Here is a 20,478-nt window from a genome sequence, read left to right as displayed (position 1 = left end):
AACGCCGCGAGCGTGCGTGCCGGGCGTCGCGCGGCAGACGGCAGTGTGACGACAGGTCCTAGGGAGTCCTCGGTACGAGGACGTTCTCGCTGTGGCGGCGGGCCAGGTAGTCGGTGACGTTCTCGACGGTCGCGTCGATGATCTGGCCCACCGCGTCCTCGGTGTAGTACGCCTGGTGCGAGGTGACGACGACGTTGGGGAAGGTCACCAGGCGGGCGAGGGTGTCGTCGTCGATGCCCTCCAGGGACTTGTCGAGGAAGAACAGCCCGGCCTCCGCCTCGTACACATCGAGTCCGACGCCGAGGAAACGGCCCGCGCGGAGTTCGGTGACCAGGGCGGAGGTGTCGATGAGGCCGCCGCGGCTGGAGTTGACGAGGATCGCGTCGTCCTTCATCGCCTTGAGGGCGCCCTCGTCGATGATGTGCTGGGTGGCGGGCAGCAGCGGTACGTGCAGGCTGATGAGGTCGGCCTCGGCGAACAGCCGCTCCTTCTCCACGTACTCCATGCCCAGCTCGACGCAGGCCGGGTTCTCCACGACGTCCCAGCCGAGCAGTTTCATGCCGAAGCCGTGGGCGATCCGGGTGAACGCCTCGCCGATCTTGCCGGTGCCGAGCACGCCGGCGGTCCGGCCGCGCATGTCCCGGCCGAGCAGCCCGTCGAGGCGGAAGTCGAAGTCCCGGGTGCGGCTCGCGGCCCGGATGATGCGCCGGTTGACCGCCATGGCGAGGGTCCAGGCGAATTCGGCGACCGAGTACGGCGAGTAGTACGAGACCCGGGCGACGCGCAGGGCGAGCCGCTCGGCGACCTCCAGGTCGATGTTGTTGAAGCCGGTGGAGCGCTGGGCGATCATCTGCGTGCCGCCCGCGGCGAGCGTCTGGAGCACCGGGGCGCTCAGGTCGGCGTTGACGCTGGTGGAGATGATCTCGTGGCCGGCCGCGATGGGGGCGGTGTCCCGGTTGAGGAAGACGTCGAGGCAGCGGACCTCGTGCAGCCCCTCGAAGGCCCTCTCGATCAGGGGCTTCTCGTCGGACTGCACACCGAAGGCCAGGATTTCCACGGGTTCTCCCGAGCTGTGTCTGGGGACGGAGCAGGGCAGGGCCGGTCAGCGCGAATATACGGCCACGGCCCCGCCCCCGCCGGATCAGACGTCGTCGAGGCCGCGCTCGATGGCGTACCGCACCAGCTCCACCCGGTTGTGCAGCTGGAGTTTGCCGAGGGTGTTCTGCACATGGTTCTGGACCGTGCGGTGAGAGATCACCAGGCGTTCGGCGATCTGCTTGTACGAGAGTCCCTTGGCGACCAGCCGCAGCACCTCGGTCTCCCGGTCGGTGAGCTGGGGCGCCTTGGGCTCGTCGGACGCCACGGGTGCGGGGTCGGAGGCGAGCCGGCGGTACTCGCCGAGGACCAGACCGGCCAGGCCCGGGGTGAAGACCGGGTCGCCGGCCGCGGTGGAGCGGACGGCGTCGGTCAGCTCCTGGGTGGAGGCGGACTTCAGGAGATAGCCGGTGGCCCCGGACTTCACCGCCTCCAGGACGTCGGCGTGCTCACCGCTCGCGGAGAGGACCAGGACGCGCAGGCCGGGGTGGGAGCCGACGAGCTCCTTGCAGACCTGGACGCCGGGCATGCCGGGGAGGTTCAGGTCGAGGACCAGGACGTCCGGGCTCACCGCCTTGGCCCGGCGGACCGCCTGCGGGCCGTCCCCGGCGGTCGCGACGACGTCGAAGCCGGACTCGGTCAGGTCGCGGGCGACCGCGTCGCGCCACATGGGGTGGTCGTCGACGACCATGACCCTGATGGGCCGGTCCGCCGCCCCCTGCGCGTCCTGTGGTGTGTTCTGCGTGCTCATCGGCCCGTTCCTGCCTTCCCCCGGGAAACCTTCGGTGCTTTGGGAACCTTCAATTCGACCTCGCAGCCCTGTCCGGGCACCGAGATCAGCTCTGCCGTGCCGCCCAGGTCGCGCAGCCGGCCCCGGATGGAGAGCGCCACCCCGAGCCGCCCCTCCCCCTCCGCCTGGGCGAGCCGTCCCTCGGGGATGCCGGGGCCGTCGTCCCGGACGGTGACGATCACCTCGTCCGGCTCGTCCTCGACCAGGATCCACGCCTGGGCGTCCGGGCCCGCGTGCACCCGGACGTTGTCCAGGGCGGCGCCGACGGCGGCGGCCAGCTCCCGGGCGGAGACGGCGGGAAGCAGGACCGGGGCACCCGGCTCGGCGAAGCTCGTCCGGGACCCGGCGTGCGGGGCGAGCAGGGCGCGCAGGTCGCAGGGGGCCCGGTCGGCGGGGTCCGCCTTCTCGTCGACCTCGACCGTGCGGACCACGGCGCCCTCGGCGGCGTCCTCCGAGACCCGGGTGGGGGGCACCAGACCGCTGGAGACCAGGGTGCGCAGGGCGACCTCCTGCTCCCCGGCCATCCGGCCCAGGTCGGCCGCCTCGCCGCCGATGGCGGTGCCGCGGCGCTGGACCATGGCGAGGACCTGGAGCACGCTGTCGTGGATGTCGCGGGCGAGCCGTTCGCGTTCGCGGGTGGCGGCCTCGATCTCCAGGGCGCGGGCGAGGGTGCGCTCACTGGCGCGGGCGACCTCCACGACGTACCCGATGGCGATGGAGGCGACCCAGACCAGCAGGACGTTGTGGTAGGTGTCCCGGCTGGGCTCGCCGCGCTGGATGATGTTGGCGGCGGCGACGAACGTGGAGGCGAAGGCCGCCCACCGCCAGCCGCCCTTGATGGCGAAGGCGAGGACCGCGCCGGCCGTCCAGATCGACGGCAGCGTCGGGCCGTCGAAGGTCTGGGAGTCGACGTCGGCGAGCGGGGTGAGCAGGATGCCGGTCAGCGCGACGACGAGGTCCGCGACGAGGAAGCGTTTGGTGCAGTTCGCCGCCGAGCGGACCTTGGGCAGGGTGGCGAGCGTCCACACGGCGAGGAACGCCAGATAGGCGACGGCGATCCAGGGCCGCTCGAACCTCTCCCGCCCGAAGTTGTCCTTGCCGAAGATCGCGAGCAGTACCGCGTAGACCATCGTCAGGACGCGGTAGCCCGTCAGCGCCCGCCACAGCGGCAGCTCGACCGACATCCGTACGACCCGCTCACGCTTGGCCATGCCCCACCCCCCGGACGGTGAACGACGCGGTTACGCGCCGGACCGTTCCGTTCCGTTCTCGTTGCCCGCGGCGGCCTGCTTCCGCTCCCGCTTGGCTTCCTCGGCCCTGGCCTTCGCCTCGTCGGCGATCTGGCGCTTGGCGGCGGTGGCGTAGATGTCCACGTACTCCTGGCCGGAGAGCTTCATGATCTCGTACATGACCTCGTCGGTCACCGAGCGCAGGATGAAGCGGTCGCCGTCCATGCCCTGGTAGCGGCTGAAGTCCAGCGGCTTGCCGATCCGGATGCCGGGGCGCATGAGCTTGGGCACCACCTGGCCGGGCGGCTGGATCTTCTCGGTGTCGATCATGGCGACCGGGATGACGGGGGCGCCGGTGGCCAGGGCCACCCGGGCGAGGCCGCCGGGCTTGCCGCGGTAGAGGCGGCCGTCGGGCGAGCGGGTGCCTTCGGGGTAGATGCCGAAGAGGTTGCCGCTCTCGATGACCTGGATGCCCGCCCGGATCGCCGCCTCACCGGCGCCGCGCGCTCCGGAGCGGTCGACGGGGAGCTGGCCGACGCCCTTGAAGAAGGCGGCGGTGAGCTTGCCCTTCACTCCGGGCGAGGTGAAGTACTCGGCCTTGGCGATGAACGTGACCTTGCGGTCCAGCACGGCCGGGAGGAAGAACGAGTCGGAGAACGAGAGGTGGTTGCTGGCGAGGATCGCGGGCCCGCGCTCGGGGATGTTCTCCAGGCCCTCCACCCACGGCCGGAAGGCGAGCTTCAGGGACCCGCCGATGGAGAACTTCATGGCGCCGTAGATCAACTCTGGTTCCTCCTGTGTGCTGTCGCTAGAGATTAGCCTGTGCCGTCGTCGCGCCCGCCGCCCGGCATGGGGAGACGCCGGCGTCCGGGCCGGGCCGTGCGGGGCGCCGCGTGGGGGCGTGACGGCCCTGGTCGGTGTCGGTCCGGTCGCGTACGGTGAAGTCATCCGTCAAGCACTCCCCCAGGTGCGTCCTCCCCCGCCCCGTCCCACGAACAGGAGACCCTGGTGCCGGTCCTCCCTGGAGCCGAGCCGTTCCGCCACGAGGGCGGAGAGGTCGGCGTCCTCCTCTGCCACGGCTTCACCGGATCCCCGCAGTCGCTGCGTCCCTGGGCCGACTATCTCGCCGAGCGCGGACTGACGGTCTCGCTGCCGCTGCTGCCGGGCCACGGCACCCGCTGGGAGGACATGGCGGCCACCGGTTGGCAGGACTGGTACGCGGAGGTGGACCGGGAGCTGCGGGTCCTCACCGAGAAGTGCGAGCAGGTCTTCGTCTTCGGGCTGTCCATGGGCGGCGCGCTGTCCCTGCGGCTCGCGGCCAGGCACGGGGACGCGATCAGCGGTCTGGTGCTGGTCAACCCGGCCAACAAGGTGCACGGCCTCTCGGCGTACGCGCTGCCGGTCGCCCGCCATCTCGTCCGTACGACGAAGGGGCTGGCCGACGACATCGCGCTGCCCGGCTCCCACGAGGTGGGGTACGACCGCGTCCCGCTGCACTGCGCCCACTCGGTGCGGAAGTTCTTCCGGCTGGTCGACGGGGAGCTGCCCCAGGTGACCCAGCCGGTGGTGGTGCTGCACAGCCCGCAGGACCATGTCGTGCCGCCCGCCGACAGCGCGCGGATCCTCAGCCGGATCTCCTCCACGGATGTTTCCGAGATCCTGCTGGAACAGAGCTACCACGTGGCGACGTTGGACCATGATGCGGAGCGGATCTTCGATGAGAGCTACCGGTTCATCGGCCGTCTCGCACCGAACGTCGGGATGAAGGGGAGCACGTCCGGTGGCTGAGCACGACGCGGATCGCACAGGCAGCGACGAGGAGCGCGAACCGCGCCCCACGGAGCCGGCGGCCGTCCCGGAGGGGACGAAGCCGACGGGGGCCGAGGGAGCGGAGCAGGAGCGGGCGATCGACGAGGACGCGGCGTGGGCCGCGATCGTCGCGGGGTACGGGGAGGAGCCGCCGGACCCGCCGGGCGCCAAGCCGTTCAAGTCCGTCGAGGACCTGGCCCTGCTGGAGGACGACCAGCGCAATGTGACGGGGCCCGGCGACGGCCCGGCCGGTGACCCGGCGGACAAGGGGTCCGGCAAGACGCCCCCGAAGCCGCCGGAGAAGAAGCCGCTGGGCAGCTCGGTGGTCTTCGCGCCCGGCGTCGCGGGCCCGCGTGATTACGAACTGCCCGAGTCCAAGGACGACGGCATCGACCAGCCGGACGACGGCGACGAGGGCCACTTCGTGCCCCCGGAGCCGCCGCCGCTGCCGGAGGCCGACGTCACGGCGAAGTTCGCCTGGCTCGCGGTGATCGGCGGGCCGGTGCTGATGCTGATCGCGGTGCTGCTCCAGTGGGAGATGACATGGTGGCTCACCACTATCTGCATCGGCGGCTTCCTCGGCGGCTTCGCCACCCTGGTGGCCCGGATGCCGAGCGACGACGATGACGACACCTTCGGCGACCCGGGGCGGGGCGCGGTCGTCTAGCTCACCGCGTGGCAGGCACTCCGAGGGCGGCCAGGACCGGCAGGTGGTCCGTGGCCGCCCTCAGGTCTGTGTCACTGACCCCGGGGAGCCCGGCCGGCACCCCGCAGCCGAGCACCTCGATGCCCGGGGTGGCGAAGACGGCGTCGATGCGCTTGCGGGGCTCGTCGGGCGGGAACGTCAGCTCGCCGCCCCACGGGGCGACGGCCCGGCAGTCCTGGAGCTCTCCGGCGAGCCGCCGGAACGCCTTCCCCGTCGGCACGTCGTTGAGGTCGCCGCCGGCCACCGCGTGCTCCACGCCCATCGAGGCGAGCTGCTCCAGCAGCCGGTCGGCCTGGGCGAGGCGTTCGTCGCGCTGGAGGCTCAGATGGCAGCTCAGCACCCCGAGCCGGGCACCGGCGATCCGCACGACGGCGGTGGCGAAGCCCCGGCGGTGCAGGCCGGGGGTGAGGGGCAGCAGGACGTCCTCGGTGCGCTCGACCCGCGCGCGCAGCGAGCACAGCAGCAGGGGCCCGGCGGCGGTGGCCCCGCCGCTCAGCACCACCAGGCCGCTGCTCTTCGCGAGCCGGGCGGCGGCCTTGCGCCAGCGGAAGAAGCGCGGGGCCTCCTGGACGAGGACCAGATCGGGTGCGCAGGCGCGGATGACGCGGGCCAGCGCGGCGGTGTCGTCGTGCATCGAGCGGACGTTGTAGCTCAGCACCCGGATCACGGCTGAACCGTCCGGCTCGGTACGGGAGTCGGGCAGCGGCGTCAGGACCATGCGGGCCACGATACGGCGGACGCCCGCCGCTGCCCCGGAGGGCGGCGGCGGGCGTCCGGTGCGTCGTACCGTACGGAACTCAGCCCTGGCGGGCCAGGTCGGCCGCGCCCACCAGCCCCGCCTTGCCGCCGAGTTGGGCGGCGAGCACCTGGGCGTGCGGGCGCCATTCGCCGCCGATCAGCCAACGCCGGAACGACTTGCGGATCGGGTCGAGGACGAGCTCGCCCTCGTCCGAGACGCCGCCGCCGACGATGAACGCGGACGGGTCGAACAGCGAGGCGAGGTCGGCCAGTCCGGCGCCGGCCCAGCGGGCCAGCTCGCGGAACGAGTCGGTGGCCACGGGGTCGCCCTGGCGGGCGGCCTCGCTGATGTGCTTGCCCTCGATGCCGTCCACCGAGCCGTCGCCGAGGCCGAGCAGCACGGCGGCGTTCTCGGGGGTGGCGTTGGCGCGCTGCTTGGCGTACCGGACGAGAGCGCGGCCGGAGGCGTACTGCTCCCAGCAGCCCTGGCTGCCGCAGCCGCAGAGCAGACCGTCCGGGACGACCCGGATGTGGCCGAACTCGGCGGCCACGCCGAAGCGCCCGCGGCGCAGCTTGTTGCCGATGATGATGCCGCCGCCGAGGCCGGTGCCGAGCGTGATGCAGATGACGTCGTCGTGGCCCTGGCCGGCCCCGAAGCGGTATTCGCCCCAGGCCGCGGCGTTGGCGTCGTTCTCGACGACGACCGGCAGGCCGACGCGCTGCTCGACCTTGTCCTTGAGCGGCTCGTGACGCCAGTTGATGTTCGGTGCGAAGAGGACGGTGGCGCGCTTGTCGTCGACGTAGCCGGCGGCGCCGATGCCGACGGCCTCCACGTCGTGACCCTCGCTCGCCCCGGCGACCGCCGCGCAGATCGCGTCGACGATGCCTTCGGCCGTCGGCGGGGTCGCCACCTTGAACGTCGAGAGGATCCGGCCCTCTTCGTCGACCACTCCAGCCGCGATCTTCGTGCCGCCGATATCGACGCCGATGGTGAGTCCCATGAATCCCTCAGTTTCGGTCGAGCCCCGCTAGGGCCAACCGTACCCGAGGCCGCGCCCGGCACCGGCCGGAGCCGGTCAGTCCAGGTCGATCCGTTCGGTACCGGAAGGGCCCTCGTCGCGGGGGTCGGACGGGTCGTCGGCGGCCTTCTTCGAGGGGCCGGGGCCGCCCGACGCGCCCTCGGTGGTGCGGGTCCAGCGGCTCTCCTGGCCCTCGACCGCGGAGCGGTAGGCGGCCAGCAGTTCGTTGCCCGCCGCGGCGAGGTGGTCGAAGACCTGGGGGTTGCGTTCGATGACCGGTTCGACGGCGGACCTGGCCTGCCGGATGGCCTGCTGGACCGCGCCCTGGGCGGCGACGCCGAGCAGCGGGGTCTGGAGCGAGGAGACCTTGTCGGCGACGGCGTCGACCAGCTTGCGCAGCTCCTCGGCGGCGGATCCGGGCTGCGGGCCGTACTGCGCGCGGCGGCGGGCCTGCTCGGCCGCGAGGTCCTCGGCGCAGGCGTCGGCCCACGCGTCGCCGTCGACGGGACGATCGGTGGCTTCACTCATGGCGGACTCCTGCGACGCGGGCGGCCGACGGTCGGCCTGCGGTTCACGTACTACCGACGTTACCCGAACGGCCGCACGGCGTTCAGGAGGTACGCGGCCACAGGGCCGGGTCCGGGGTGAACCGTACCCGCAGCACCCCGTCGGCCAGGGCCGCGCCGGAGACGGTGCAGCGGCGCAGCGCGGAGGCGATCCGCACGATCCGGTGGAAGGGGCCGACGGTCAGGAGCAGTTCGTCGCCCCGGCGGACCAGGCGCAGGTCCTCCTTGGCGGCCCCGGGCAGCGGCAGGCACCAGGCGATGGTCGTGGTGCCGTCGTCGGTGTCCCGCTCCTCCTCGGTCCACCAGGGGTCGCCGGTCCGGCCGGGCGTCCGGTCGTCGGGGGCGGGGATCCCCAGTCCGGCCAGGTCACCCGCGCCCTCGGGGTCGCGGCCCAGGTGGGCGGCCTCGTGCACGGGGAGACCGGGGGCCAGGTCCTGGTGCCAGTGGTCCAGGCACTTCTCCTGCCGGGCGGCGAGCGCGGCGAACCAGGGGTCCACGGAGTGCCGGGGCAGTACCCGGGAGGCGACCAGCAGATCGGCGGTCAGTCCGTACAGGGCGAGGCCGGTCCGGGCGGTGCGCAGGGCGTCCTCGGCGGCCGGTCCTGGCTCGGCGACCAGCCGGAGCGTGGTGGCTCCGTCCTCGATGAGGGCCTGGACGTCGGCCAGCTCCTCGTCCTTGCGGGCGGCGGCCTCGTACAGCCACTGCGCGGGCATCGGGACCCCGGCGAGCTGGGCGAGGACGGGGCGCAGGGCGCGGGCGGCCTGGCGTTCGGCGGGGAGCAGCCGGCGCAGATAGCGGCGGAGCTGTTCGGGGAGGGCGAGCAGGGCCAGGGCCTCGGTCAGCGGCGGGAGGTCGACGACGAGGGTGCCGTAGCCGGTCAGATCGCCCGCCACGGCCCGGCGCAGGGTGTGCAGCAGGGCGAGCTGCGGGGAGCCGGGGAGTTCGGTGACCTCCTCGCCCTCCAGCCGGCCCGCGCCGAGGAGGTCGAGGACGCCGGAGGCACGGTTCTGCAGCTCGGTGAGCTCGGCGCGGAAGTGCTCGCCGGAGTCGATGCGGACGTGGTCGAGGCGGTCGGTGACCGGGGTGGGTCCGGTGCCGGCCGGGAGGCCGGGTATGGCCTCGGCGGAGAGCAGCAGGGTGCGGCTGCCGTCGTCGGCGGCGGCCAGTGCGGTGGCCGCCGCGACGGTGGTACGGCCCGCGCCGCCGGGGCCGGTGACCAGGACCGTACGCACGTCGCTCAGGCCTGGGGGGCGGACTCGACGCGCTTCTTCAGACCGGCGAGGGCGCGGTCGATGATGACCTTCTCGGCCTTGCGCTTGATCATGCCGAGCAGCGGGATCTTGACGTCGACGGCGAGCCGGTAGGTGACCTCGGTGCGCTCGCCGCCGGCGAGGGGGGCGAGGGCGTAGGTGCCGTCCAGGGAGCGCAGCATCTGGGACTTGACGAGGCTCCAGCTGACCTCGTTCTCGCCGGTCCAGGTGTAGGCGAGGACGTGGTCGTCCTTGATCGCCCCGGCGTCCAGGACGAGGCGGACCTGCTCGGCGCGGCCCTGGGCGTCGGTGGAGAGGACCTCGGCCTCCTTGACCTCGCCGGTCCACTCCGGGTAGCGGGCGAAGTCGGCGATCACGCCCATGACGTCGGCCGGCGCCGCCTCGATCGTGATGCTCGAGCTGGTGTGTTCAGCCATCGCCGTGGCCCTCCAGTGCGGTGATTCCGGTCGCTGTCGGCAGGAGCCTGCCGCTGTGCAGGCTATCGCGTGCCCGGGGCGCTCCGGTCCACGCCCCGGCCGCCCGCGCTCACCAGGTCAGCGCCCAGGGTGTTCCGGTCGAGGCGAAGTGGCCGACGTTGACGCACTCGGTGGTACCGATGCGCATCCGGCGGACCAACGGCTGGTGAACATGGCCGAAAAGCGCGTATCGGGGGCGGGTGGCGCGGATCGCGTCCAGCAGGGCGGTGCTGCCGCGTTCGAAGCGGCGGGCGACGGTGTCGTAGGTCAGCTCGGGCACCTCGGGCGGGATGTGCGAGCAGAGGACGTCGACCGGGCCGAGCGCCTCGACCTTGGCCGCGTACTCCTCGTCGCTGATCTCGTAGGGGGTGTTCATCGGGGTCCTGAGGCCGCCGCCGACGAAGCCGAAGACCCGGCCGCCGATCTCGACGCGGTCGCCGTCGAGCACGGTGGTGCCGGGGCGGGCGTACTCGGGCCAGAGGCGGGGGACGTCGACGTTGCCGTAGGTGGCGTACGTCGGGGTGGGGAAGGCCGCGAAGAGTTCGGCGTACTGCCTGCGTACGGCGCCGAGGATCTCGGTGTCGCGGTCGCGGCCGGCCCACAGCTCGCGGCCGAGGGCGCGGGCCTCGTCGTAGCGGCGGGCGGTGCGCAGGGCGACGATGCGGCTCGCGTTCTCCTTGCCGAACAGGTCGGGGAAGATGCCGCGCGAGTGGTCGGCGTAGTCGAGGAAGAGCACCAGGTCACCGAGGCAGATCAGCGCGTCGGCGCCGTCCCCCGCGCGGGCCAGGGCTTCGGTGTTTCCGTGCACGTCGCTGACCACGTGGATCCGGGTCGGCCTGGTGGCCGAGCCCCGGCTGTCCGGTTCGCTACCTCGCATGCGATCACCCTAGAGCGCCCCTCCGGCCCCTGGTAGACCCTCCGGACCTGCGGTTACTTCCACGTCGGGACGGCAGTGCACTACTGTGCGCGAAAGGGCCACCCGCATGTGTGATGCATAAGACATCTGGCCGGAACCCCCTATCCGGAACCGAGTACCGGTGGGTAACGTCCGGGCAGTCCAGTCGTGCTCACCCCCACTGAGCACCCGCCATTCTTGGACCGCAGCCGGTGCGTCACACAGAGCCGTGGCACCGGAGCCCGATGAGGAGCAGCAGTCTTGCGCGAGTTCAGCCTTCCGGCCCTGTACGAGGTCCCGACGGACGGCAACCTGACGGATCTCATCCGCCGCAATGCCGCTCAGCATCCCGAAGTCGCGGTGATGAGCCGCAAGGTGGCCGGCGTCTGGACGGACGTCAGCGCCACCCAGTTCCTGACTGAGGTCAGAGCCGCCGCCAAAGGGCTGATCGCCTCGGGGGTGCAGCCCGGCGACCGGGTCGCCCTGATGTCGCGCACCCGTTTCGAGTGGGTGCTGCTGGACTTCGCGATCTGGAGCGCGGGCGCGGTGACCGTGCCGGTGTACGAGACCAGCTCCGCCGAGCAGGTGCAGTGGATCCTCGGTGACTCCGGGGCGGTGGCGGTGCTCGTGGAGAGCGACGCGCACGCCGCGGCCGTGGCCTCCGTACGGGACTCGCTGCCGGAGCTGGCACATGTCTGGCAGATCGACGCGGGTGCCATGGAGGCGCTCGGCGAGGCGGGTGCCGAGGTCTCCGAGGAGACCATGGACCTGCGGATGGTCAGCGCCAAGGCGGACGACCCGGCGACGATCGTCTACACCTCGGGCACCACGGGCCGCCCGAAGGGCTGTGTGCTCACCCACCGCAGCTTCTTCGCGGAGTGCGGCAACGTGGTGGAGCGGCTGAAGCCGCTCTTCCGTACGGGCGAGTGCTCGGTGCTGCTGTTCCTGCCCGCCGCGCACGTCTTCGGCCGGCTGGTCGAGGTGGCCTCGGTGATGGCCCCGATCAAGCTCGGCTGCGTCCCCGACATCAAGAACCTCACCGAAGAGCTGGCCTCGTTCCGGCCGACGCTGATCCTCGGTGTGCCCCGGGTCTTCGAGAAGGTCTACAACGCGGCCCGCGCCAAGGCGCAGGCCGACGGCAAGGGCAAGATCTTCGACCGGGCCGCCGACACGGCGATCGCCTACAGCCGGGCGCTGTCCACCCCGCAGGGCCCCACGCTGGGTCTGAAGCTCAAGCACAAGCTCTTCGACAAGCTGGTCTTCGGCAAGCTCCGCGCGGTGCTCGGCGGCAGGGGCGAGTACGCGATCTCCGGCGGCGCCCCGCTGGGCGAGCGGCTCGGCCACTTCTACCGGGGCATCGGCTTCACGGTTCTGGAGGGCTACGGCCTGACCGAGTCGTGCGCGGCCACGGCGTTCAACCCGTGGGACCGGCCGAAGATCGGCACGGTCGGCCAGCCGCTGCCCGGCTCGGTCGTCCGGATCGCGGACGACGGCGAGGTCCTGCTGCACGGCGAGCACCTGTTCACCGGTTACTGGAACAACGAGGCGGCCTCCGCCGAGGCGCTGGCCGACGGCTGGTTCCACACCGGGGACATCGGCACGCTCGACGAGGACGGCTACCTCGCGATCACCGGCCGCAAGAAGGAGATCATCGTGACGGCGGGCGGCAAGAACGTCGCCCCGGCCGTCATCGAGGACCGGATCCGCGCGCACGCCCTGGTCGCCGAGTGCATGGTGGTCGGCGACGGCCGCCCGTTCGTCGCCGCGCTGGTCACCCTGGACGAGGAGTTCCTGAGCCGCTGGGCCGAGGAGAACGGCAAGCCGGCCGGCTCGACGGCCCTGTCGCTGCGCGAGGACGCGGAGCTGCTGGCCGAGGTGCAGCGGGCGGTGGACGACGGCAACGCGGCGGTCTCCAAGGCGGAGTCGGTGCGCAAGTTCCGTATCCTCCCGACCCAGTTCACCGAGGAGGCGGGCCACATCACCCCGTCGCTGAAGCTGAAGCGGAACGTGGTGGCGAAGGACTTCGCGGACGAGGTGGAGTCGATCTACCGCGCCTGAGGGGTACGGCGAAGGGGCCCGCGCTTTCCGACAAGCGCGGGCCCCTTCGCGTACGGCTCAGAGGGCGGCGCGGCGGGGTCAGCCCCGGCCGCCCCCCGTACGGTCACAACAGCGTCTTCAGCTTCTCCGCCAGCAGGTCCCAGCGCCACTTCTCCTCGACCCAGGCCCGGCCGCGCTCCCCCATCCGCTGCCGCAGCTCCGGGTCGCCGAGCAGCGTGACGATCCGGTCCGCCGACTCCTCGGGGCTGCCGCCACGCACCACCCAGCCGGTCTCGCCGTCCAGCACCGCGTCCGGGGCGCCCCCGGAGTCACCGGCCACCACGGGCAGCCCGGTCGCCGACGCCTCCAGGTAGACGATGCCCAGGCCCTCCACGTCGAGCCCGCCGCGCCGGGTCCGGCAGGGCATCGCGAAGACGTCCCCCGCCCCGTAGTGCGCGGGCAGTTCGGCCCAGGGCACGGGCCCGGTGAACCGCACCGAGTCCGCCACCCCGGTCTCCTCGGCCAGCCGCTTCAGGTCCTTGGCGTACGGGCCGCCGCCGACGATCAGCAGCACCGCGTCCGGAATCCGCGCCAGGATCGCGGGCATGGCCAGGATCAGCGTGTCCTGGCCCTTGCGGGGCACCAGTCGCGAGACGCAGACGACCACCGGGCGGTCGGTCAGCCCGAGCCGGGCCCGCACCCGGTCGCCGCCGGAGCCCGGGTGGAAGGTCTTCTCGTCGACGCCGGGCGGCAGTTGGACCATGCGGCCGGCCGCGTCGGGGGTGAGCGCTGCGGCGATCCGGGAGCGGGTGTACTCACCGAGATAGGTGATCGTGTCCGTGCCTTCCCCGATCCGGCGCAGCAGCTGCCGGGACGCGGGCAGTTGCGCCCAGCCCGCCTCGTGGCCGTGGGTGGTGGCCACCAGCCGCCTCGCGCCCGCGCGGCGCAGCGCCGGGGCCATCAGGCCGAGCGGGGCGGCGGCGCCGAACCAGACGGAGGCGCAGCCGTGTTCGCGCAGCAGCTCGGCGGCCCGGCGGGTGACGCGCGGGGTCGGCAGCAGCATCGTCGTCCGGTCGCGGACCACGGGGTAGGGCTGCTCGGCGTCGAAGGCGGCGGTGGCCGCCGCGCCCTCCTCGCCGCGCTTCCAGGTGGAGGCGTAGACGACGACCCTCTCGGGATCCAGCCGCAGCGCCATGTTGTGCAGGAACGCCTGGATGCCACCGGGGCGGGGCGGGAAGTCGTTGGTCACGATCAAGGTCTTGTCCATCGCCGCCGACAGTACCGAACGGCCGCGCTTCACCGCTGACGCCCTCTCCCGACGGCATCATGAACGGCCGGAGGGGGCGGCCGGGGACGAGCGACGACGAGGGCGGCGATGACGACGGGACGAGCACCCACCGGCACCGGGCCGTGGCCGTACGCGGTCTGGGCGTTGACCCGCGGCTGGCTGCTGGCCTGCGTGTTCAAGGTGGTCACGGTGGCGGGCCCGGACGTCACGGTGGACGTCTCGGTGATCTACCGGGGCTGGTACGAGGTCCTGCTGACCGGCACGTACCCGCTGGACGACGTCACCTGGCAGTACCCGCCGGGGGCGGCCCTGGCGATCCTCTCCCCCGCCCTGCTGCCGTCCTGGGAGTACGCGACCGCGTTCTTCGTCCTGGTGCTGGTCTGCGACGCGCTGGTGCTGGGGCTGCTGCTGTACGCGGGGCGGCGGCCGGGCATACGGGCGGCGGGCGCCTGGGTGTGGGTCGCGGGGGTGCCGCTGCTGGGCCCGACGGTCTACGCCCGCTACGACCTGATGGTGACGGCGGTCGCGGTGGCGGCGCTGCTGGCGGGCGTGCGCCGGCCCCGGGCGCTGGGGGCGCTGGCCGCGTTCGGTGCGCTGTTGAAGGGGTGGCCGGCGCTGCTGCTGGTGGGGGTGCGGAAGGGGCGTCCGACCCGGGCGGCCTGGACCTCGGCGGCGCTGAGCGCGGCGGGTCTGACGGTGGCGTTCGCGCTGTGGATGCCCGGGGCGTTCGCGTTCCTGGCCTTCCAGCGGGACCGGGGCACCGAGATCGAGTCGCTGGGGGCGCTGGTCTTCCACATCGCCCGGCAGTTCGGCTGGGCGGGGCGGGTGGAGCTGCGCTACGGCTCGGTGGAGTTCGTGGGGCCGCACGTGGAGCTGGTGTCGGCGCTGGCGCTGGGGCTCGCGGTCCTGGCGCTGGGCTGGCTGCTGCTGTGGCGGCTGCGGGCGCGCCTCTTCGCGGTGCGCACTCCGGCCGAGGCGGCGTTCACGGCGGTGCTGCTGTTCACGGTGACCAGCCGGGTGATCAGCCCGCAGTACGTGGTGTGGCTGGTCGGTCTGGCCGCGGTGTGCCTGGTGTTCCGGGGGACGGCGATGGCCCTGCCCGCGGTCCTGGTGCTGGTGGCGGCGGGGGTGACGCTGCTGGAGTTCCCGATCGGCTTCGGGAGTGTGGTGGCGAGCGAAGCGTGGGGCGTGACGCTCCTGGTCGTACGGAACGGGCTGCTGGTGGCGGCCTCGCTGATCGCGGCGCGGCGGCTGTGGCGGTCGACGGTGCCGGACCGGCCGGTCGGGCCGCGTGCGGAGGCCGCGCGGGGAGCGGCCGGGGGTCAGCCGAGCCGGGTGGCGAGGTAGTCGCGCCAGTCGGCGGTGAACTGCTCCAGGGTGGTGTCGAGCACCGCCTTCAGGGCCTTCTCCACCGCTCCCTCGCGCCCGTCGTGCGCGCCGACGGTCTCGTAGAAGGCGATCAGCCTCTCCTTGCCCCAGCGCTCGGCGATCAGCTCGCAGGCCAGCCAGCCGCCCTCGTACGCCCCCGCGAGCTTCGCCGGGTCGCCGTCGAAGCCGAAGTCCGGGTCGGCGGGGAGTTCGGCGGGGGTCCGGCCGCCGCGGACGGCCTCGGCCAGTTCGGGGGCGATGGTGTCGGCGGCGCGGTCCTCGCCCCGGTAGGCGGTCCAGTCGGCGAAGCCCTCGGAGAGCCAGACGGGGGTGGCGGTGGAGGTGCTGGTCCGGGTGGCGACATGGGTCGTCTCATGGGTCAGGACGATCCGCTGTCCGAAGCTGCCCAGGGTGGCGTACGCCTGTGGGTTGACGATCACCCGGTCGGCGATGGCGGGGCGCTCGCCGGTGCCGCCGACCTCGCCGGTGGTGACGGCGGCGATGCCCCGGTAGCTGGCCTCCGGCGAGCCGAGCAGCCCCGCCATGGACGCGACGGAGTCCGGGACGAGGACGACCACACGGCGGTTCCAGGGGCGCGGCCAGGCGTCCGAGACGGCCGGTACGGCGAGGTCCACGGTGTCGGCGATCTGCCGCAGCTCCTCCTCGCCCCGTCCTACGCCCAGGACGATGCTGTGGGCGCCCCGGACGACCTCCACGTCCCCCTGCTGCCACAGCTGCCCGGAGGCGCCCTTGGCGGGCCGGTCCGCGGTGATGTACCAGCGGTCGCCGTCGCGCATCAGCTCCAGGACGCGGCGGGTGGCGACCGGGGCGGTGTCGTAGCCGTCGATCCGGTAGCGGAGCTCCACCTCGGCGGTGGCCCACCGCCCGTCCTGCTCGGTGATGTCCTTGACGTCGTACGTCCACGACTTCAGCGGCACGTCGGCGAGGCGTTCCAGCTCGGTGCGCTGGGCGGCCCGCAACTTCGCCGCGTCCGGGGCGAGGCCGTCGAGGTAGCCCGCCGGGTCGTGGGCGAGGACGGCCGCGGCGCGGCGCTCCAGGGTGGCGTCGAGGGCCCCGGTGGTGAGGAGGGGGTCCGGGTCGGTGGAGGCCGTGCAGGCGGACGCGGTCAGGAGCGCGGCGAGCAGCAGGCCCGCCGCACGCCGCCGTCCCCGGGGGTCTCCCCCGCGCGCGTCACGTTCTCGTACGGCCACCCTGCCGATCGTACGGTCAGATCCGGGTGACGGAGGAGACGGGCATCATGCCGACCGGATCGTAGCGGACCGCGGCGCCCGGGTAGGGGGCGTGGATGACCTGGCCGTTGCCGACGTACATGCCGATGTGGCTGGCGTCCGCCCGGTAGGCGACGAGGTCGCCGGGCTGTGCCTGGGAGAGGGGCACCATGCGGCCCGCGTAGCGCTGGGCCTGGGAGGTGCGGGGCAGGCTCACCCCGGCCTGGGCGTAGGCCCACTGCATCAGGCCGGAACAGTCGAATCCGGAGGGCCCGTTGGCGCCCCAGACGTACGGTTTCCCGAGTGCCCGGTGGACGGCGGCGACGGCGGCGACGGCGCGGGCCGAGCCGGGGGCGACGCCGGAGAGGTCGGGCAGTGTTTCGCGGCCGGAGCGGGAGGCCCGGTCGAAGGAGGCGCGGTCCTCGGGCGGCAGCGAGTCGAGCAGCCGGCGGGCCTCGCGGAGCTTGGACTCGACGGCGCGCTTGTGCCGGCTGACGGCGGCCCGGTTGCGCTCCAGGTCGGTCAGGGCTCGGGTGGTCTCGGCGCGGTTCTGGGCGAGTTTTCGCTGCGCGTGCCGCAGTTTGTCCAGGGTCATCGCCTGACGGGCGCCCGCCCGGTCGAGGGCGGCGGCCTGCTCCAGGTAGGTGTCCGGGTCGGCGGAGAGCAGCAGGGCGACCGACGGGTCGATGGAGCCGGTGCGGTACTGGGCGCCCGCCATCGCGCCGAGCGCGTTGCGCATCTCGTTGACGCGTTCCTGGCCCCGGGCCGTGGCGTCCTGGGCGCGGTCCGCCTCGCCGCGCAGCACCTTCACGCGCTCCCCGGCCGCGTTGAACCGCTCGGTGGCCCGCTCGGCCTCCTCGTAGAGGCGGTCGACGGCGGCCTTGGCGCTCTCCCGGGTGTCCTTCGGGTCGGCGCTCGCCGGGGCCCCGGTCAGGGTGGCGGCCGCGGTGGCGGCGGCCGCCGAGACGACCGTGACCCGGACGCCTCTGGTGAAGCCGGACTGTGTGCAACGGCGATGGGACACCACTGGTAGCCGCACTCCCTTCCGCTGACGCGGTGGTGCGCAGTCCCTGCCACCCGGGCGGGCGGACGGAGTCCGGGAGCTGCGCAGCAGCCAGACAGTAATCGGACGACTACGCGGCGGCCAAAGACCGCGCCGGTGGCGCAGGACGGGCCCGGAAGCCGCCGCCCCGCCGGTGACCTTGGTCTCCGGCGGGGCGGGGGCGTCAGTGCGGGGCGCGGCGATTCCCTCGTTCGGGCGTGCCATGGTGTGCCGCCCGGAGCGGACCGGTCAGACGCGGACGCCGAACTGGAAGGTGCCCATGTAGTCCATCGACTCGTAGCGGACGACGGTGCCCGGCTTCGGGGCGTGCAGGATCTGGTTGTTGCCGGCGTAGAAGCCGACGTGCGACAGGCCGTTGAAGAAGACCAGGTCGCCCGGCTTGAGCTGGCTGCGGCCGATCCGCTGGCCGTCGTGCTGCTGGGTGTACGTGGTCCGGGAGATGTGGACGTTCGCCTGGGCGAAGGCCCACTGGGTCAGCCCGGAGCAGTCGTAGGAGTTGGGGCCGGAGCCGCCGGAGACGTACGGCTTGCCGATCTGCGTGGCGGCGGCGGCCAGGGCGGCGGCGCCGCGGTTGGACGCGGGGGCCTCGTTGCCGAGTTCGACCCGGTCGCTGGCGGCACGGCTGGCGCGCTGCTCGTCCTGCTGCATCTTGGCCCGCTCGGCCTGCGTCAGCGTGTTGAGGAGCCGCTGGGCGTCGGCCAGCTTGCCCTGGTACTTCTTCTTGTTCTCGCCGAGGGCCTTGCGGACGTCGGCGAGGTCGCCGAGCTTGTCCTGGGCCTCCTTGCGCTGCTGGGCGAGGGTGCGCTGCTTGGACTGGATCTTCTGCAGCGCCTCGGTCTGCTTGACCGTCAGCTGGTCGAGCGCGGAGGCCTGGTCCAGGAAGCTGTCCGGGTCCGAGGCGAGGAAGAGGGCGACCGACGGGTCGATGCCGCCGGAGCGGTACTGCGCGGTGGCGATCGAACCCAGCTCGGTGCGGAGCGTGTTGAGCTCGGCCTGGCCGCGGGCGACCTTGTCCTGGAGCGCGTCGACTTCCTTCTTCAGGTTGTCCTGCTGCTCCTTGGCCCCGTTGTACTTCTCGGTGGCGGCCTCGGCCTCGTGGTAGAGCTTGTCGACCTTCGCCTTGACTTCGCTCTTGCTCGGCTTGGGGTCGGCGTGGGCGGCCTGGGAGGTCAGGGCCACGGCCGCGGCGGCGGTCGCGGTGAGCACGGTCACGCGGGTGCGGCTCGGCTGCTTGGGACGACGGTGGGACGCCACGAAGGCGAGCTCCTTCTTCCTCAGAGCCGCCTACCGGGCTTGTGGGGGACAGAATCCCCGGCTCCGTGCACATGACGGACTCGGCGGTTCCTTCGCCGTCACCCCCAATGGGTGATCAACCGTGCGAAGGTTCGAGGCCTGACCCTAGTGACCATCTTGTGATCAGTTCAAATCCTCACAGGAATTTTCTCGTCACACCAGGCAACTCTTTACTCTCACCCCACCGGGTGTAGCGGCGACTTGACGGTACGTTCCCAGAAAACCGGCATGTCACACATGACACCCAAACCCCTTTAGACGCGCGAAAGGCGCTTGAGGAGCAACACGGACGCAACCGGTCGCGCCCCGGCCTTCGCCACACCGTCCGCCACCTCGCGGTCGGTGGAGACGACCACCACGGGCCGCCCGGCCGGTTCCGCACGGGCCAGTTGACGGATCACCTCGTCCGCCGTGACGCCGGGCTTGCTGAACAGCACCCGTACGCCGCGCGGCGGGGCGAGCAGCACCGGGGCGGCCAGTTCGGCCCCGTCGAAGACACAGGTCATCTCCGCGCCGGTCTGGGCCGCGAGCACCGAGAGCCCGCCCAGCAGCCGCAACCGCTGCTTCTCCAGCGGCATCTGGGGATAGCCGGTCTTGGTGACGTTGTAGCCGTCCACGATGAGATGCGCCTGCGGCAGCGCCAGCAGCTGGTCCAGCAGCGCCGGGTCGGTCTCCGAAAGGGCGCGCGCGGCAATGTCCTTGGGCGACATCCGGCCCGGCTCCAGCGCGTCCACGGTGTCGGCGGGATGGGTGGTCGCCGGAGGGAGCGCCAGCTCCCGCCGGAGCCCCGAGGCCGCGTCCAGCACGGTGTCCAGGAGCAGCCGCAGCCGCATGTCCTCCACCGAGCGGCCCTCCCGGGCGGCCCGGCGACTCGCCTCCAGGGCCGCCTCGGCCTCCCCCAGCCGCGCCTTGAGCCGGCGCGACTCGCTCTCCAGGGCGGAGAGCTGGGCGGCCGACTCGGCCCGTACGGCGTCGGCCTCGGCGGCGCTGCGGCGCAGGGCCGCCTCACCGCGCTTCACCTCGCTGAGCGCGCTCCGCAGCTTGCGGTGCAGCGACTCGGACTCCTTGCGGGCCGCCTCCAGCTCGGTGCGCAGCCGCTCGGTCTCGGTACGGGTGTGGGCGCGGGCCCGCTCCAGCTCCTCGCGCAGGTGGTCCCGTTCCCGACGGGTCTCCTCGTCGGCCCGCTCCGCGTCGGCGCGCTGGACCTCCTCGCCGGCCGACTCGACCAGCTTGACCCAGCCGGCCGGGCGCAGCACGTAGGCGGCCGCGGCCACGTCGAGGGGGTCGGCGGCGGCGGGCGGCGCGCCCGCCTCCAGCGCACCGGTCAGCTCGGGCTGGGACTGGCCGAGCCGCTCACCGATGCGCTGCCGGAAGACGGCGTCGCTCTCCAGCGCGGCGGCCATCGCGTTCCCCGCGAACTTCGCCCGCCGGGTCGGGGTGAACCGGGCGTACTGCCGCAGCTGGGCGGGCAGTTCGGCGACGGTCAGGGCGCCGAAGGCGTCCGACACCAGCGCGATCACCCGCCGTCGCACACCCTCGGGCAGCGGACGGCCGAGCACCTCTGCACCGCCGCCGGCCTCATCGGCCGGTCCGGCGCCGCTGGTCGGCTGATCCACCGTCCGTCACC

Annotated in this window: 19 protein-coding genes; 4 read left to right on the top strand and 15 right to left on the bottom strand. The window is 72.9% G+C overall.

The window, feature by feature from the left end:
* Nucleotides 1-58: 58 nt before the first annotated feature.
* The 4 genes from IE145_RS05780 to IE145_RS05765 all read right to left on the bottom strand — a co-directional run bounded on the left by IE145_RS05780 (nt 59) and on the right by IE145_RS05765 (nt 3,897).
* Complete coding sequence (locus IE145_RS05780) at nt 59-1,057, bottom strand: 2-hydroxyacid dehydrogenase (protein ID WP_189519473.1); 999 nt, start codon at nt 1,055-1,057, stop codon at nt 59-61.
* 84 nt (nt 1,058-1,141) lie between these two features.
* Nucleotides 1,142-1,846 carry a response regulator gene (locus IE145_RS05775; RefSeq protein WP_189519471.1) on the bottom strand — a complete coding sequence of 235 codons (705 nt, stop codon included), beginning with the start codon at nt 1,844-1,846 and terminating at the stop codon, nt 1,142-1,144.
* Nucleotides 1,843-3,096, bottom strand: coding sequence for a MacS family sensor histidine kinase (gene macS / locus IE145_RS05770; protein WP_189519469.1), 1,254 nt, complete (start codon nt 3,094-3,096; stop codon nt 1,843-1,845). The genes IE145_RS05775 and macS overlap by 4 nt, the downstream gene beginning before the upstream one ends.
* Before the next feature lie 30 nt (nt 3,097-3,126).
* Nucleotides 3,127-3,897, bottom strand: coding sequence for a lysophospholipid acyltransferase family protein (locus IE145_RS05765; RefSeq protein WP_373296571.1), 771 nt, complete (start codon nt 3,895-3,897; stop codon nt 3,127-3,129).
* Between the two features lie 225 nt (nt 3,898-4,122).
* Between IE145_RS05765 and IE145_RS05760 the strand changes: the two genes are divergently transcribed.
* Nucleotides 4,123-4,902 (top strand): alpha/beta hydrolase, encoded by a 780-nt coding sequence (locus IE145_RS05760; protein ID WP_189519467.1) that lies wholly within the window; start codon nt 4,123-4,125, stop codon nt 4,900-4,902.
* Complete coding sequence (locus IE145_RS05755; RefSeq protein WP_189519465.1) at nt 4,895-5,590, top strand: hypothetical protein; 696 nt, start codon at nt 4,895-4,897, stop codon at nt 5,588-5,590. The genes IE145_RS05760 and IE145_RS05755 overlap by 8 nt, the downstream gene beginning before the upstream one ends.
* A gap of 1 nt (nt 5,591) precedes the next feature.
* On the opposite strand, the gene IE145_RS05750 is transcribed toward IE145_RS05755, so the two are convergent.
* From IE145_RS05750 to IE145_RS05725, 6 genes are all read right to left on the bottom strand, one after another.
* Nucleotides 5,592-6,347 (bottom strand): endonuclease/exonuclease/phosphatase family protein, encoded by a 756-nt coding sequence (locus IE145_RS05750; protein WP_189519464.1) that lies wholly within the window; start codon nt 6,345-6,347, stop codon nt 5,592-5,594.
* Nucleotides 6,348-6,426: 79 nt separating this feature from the next.
* On the bottom strand, nt 6,427-7,368 hold the full coding sequence (locus IE145_RS05745) for an ROK family glucokinase (RefSeq protein ID WP_069737763.1): 942 nt from the start codon (nt 7,366-7,368) through the stop codon (nt 6,427-6,429).
* 75 nt (nt 7,369-7,443) lie between these two features.
* A complete protein-coding gene (locus IE145_RS05740; RefSeq protein WP_189519462.1) occupies nt 7,444-7,914 on the bottom strand; it encodes a DUF5304 domain-containing protein in 471 nt (156 codons plus the stop codon).
* 82 nt (nt 7,915-7,996) lie between these two features.
* Nucleotides 7,997-9,184 (bottom strand): ArsA family ATPase, encoded by a 1,188-nt coding sequence (locus tag IE145_RS05735; protein WP_189519460.1) that lies wholly within the window; start codon nt 9,182-9,184, stop codon nt 7,997-7,999.
* Between the two features lie 5 nt (nt 9,185-9,189).
* Complete coding sequence (locus IE145_RS05730; protein WP_189519458.1) at nt 9,190-9,639, bottom strand: SRPBCC family protein; 450 nt, start codon at nt 9,637-9,639, stop codon at nt 9,190-9,192.
* Nucleotides 9,640-9,748: 109 nt separating this feature from the next.
* The gene (locus IE145_RS05725; RefSeq protein ID WP_189519456.1) at nt 9,749-10,555 is read right to left on the bottom strand and encodes a metallophosphoesterase family protein; all 807 of its coding nucleotides are present in this window, start codon (nt 10,553-10,555) and stop codon (nt 9,749-9,751) included.
* Between the two features lie 279 nt (nt 10,556-10,834).
* On the opposite strand from IE145_RS05725, the gene IE145_RS05720 reads away from it, so the two are divergent.
* Nucleotides 10,835-12,631 (top strand): AMP-dependent synthetase/ligase, encoded by a 1,797-nt coding sequence (locus IE145_RS05720; protein ID WP_189519454.1) that lies wholly within the window; start codon nt 10,835-10,837, stop codon nt 12,629-12,631.
* 103 nt (nt 12,632-12,734) lie between these two features.
* Here IE145_RS05720 and IE145_RS05715 read toward each other — a convergent pair whose 3' ends face one another.
* On the bottom strand, nt 12,735-13,877 hold the full coding sequence (locus IE145_RS05715; protein WP_189519452.1) for a glycosyltransferase family 4 protein: 1,143 nt from the start codon (nt 13,875-13,877) through the stop codon (nt 12,735-12,737).
* Nucleotides 13,878-13,985: 108 nt separating this feature from the next.
* Here IE145_RS05715 and IE145_RS05710 point away from each other — a divergent pair, with 108 nt between their 5' ends.
* Nucleotides 13,986-15,245 carry a glycosyltransferase 87 family protein gene (locus tag IE145_RS05710; RefSeq protein WP_189519450.1) on the top strand — a complete coding sequence of 420 codons (1,260 nt, stop codon included), beginning with the start codon at nt 13,986-13,988 and terminating at the stop codon, nt 15,243-15,245.
* On the opposite strand, the gene IE145_RS05705 is transcribed toward IE145_RS05710, so the two are convergent.
* The 4 genes from IE145_RS05705 to IE145_RS05690 form a co-directional block, all read right to left on the bottom strand.
* The gene (locus IE145_RS05705) at nt 15,221-16,477 is read right to left on the bottom strand and encodes a hypothetical protein (RefSeq protein WP_189519448.1); all 1,257 of its coding nucleotides are present in this window, start codon (nt 16,475-16,477) and stop codon (nt 15,221-15,223) included. The two genes, IE145_RS05710 and IE145_RS05705, sit on opposite strands and share 25 nt — an antisense overlap.
* 16 nt (nt 16,478-16,493) lie before the next feature.
* Nucleotides 16,494-17,522, bottom strand: a complete 1,029-nt coding sequence (locus IE145_RS05700; RefSeq protein ID WP_189519446.1) for a C40 family peptidase — start codon at nt 17,520-17,522, stop codon at nt 16,494-16,496.
* 264 nt (nt 17,523-17,786) lie between these two features.
* A complete protein-coding gene (locus tag IE145_RS05695) occupies nt 17,787-18,812 on the bottom strand; it encodes a C40 family peptidase (RefSeq protein ID WP_189519444.1) in 1,026 nt (341 codons plus the stop codon).
* 293 nt (nt 18,813-19,105) lie between these two features.
* Nucleotides 19,106-20,467 carry an NYN domain-containing protein gene (locus IE145_RS05690; protein WP_189519442.1) on the bottom strand — a complete coding sequence of 454 codons (1,362 nt, stop codon included), beginning with the start codon at nt 20,465-20,467 and terminating at the stop codon, nt 19,106-19,108.
* Between the last annotated feature and the right edge of the window lie 11 nt (nt 20,468-20,478).

The organism is Streptomyces sindenensis (assembly GCF_014649035.1).
Taxonomy (GTDB): Bacteria; Actinomycetota; Actinomycetes; order Streptomycetales; family Streptomycetaceae; genus Streptomyces; species Streptomyces sindenensis.
Note: the sequence above shows the minus strand (reverse complement) of the source record. Positions and strands in the feature narration are given on the sequence as shown.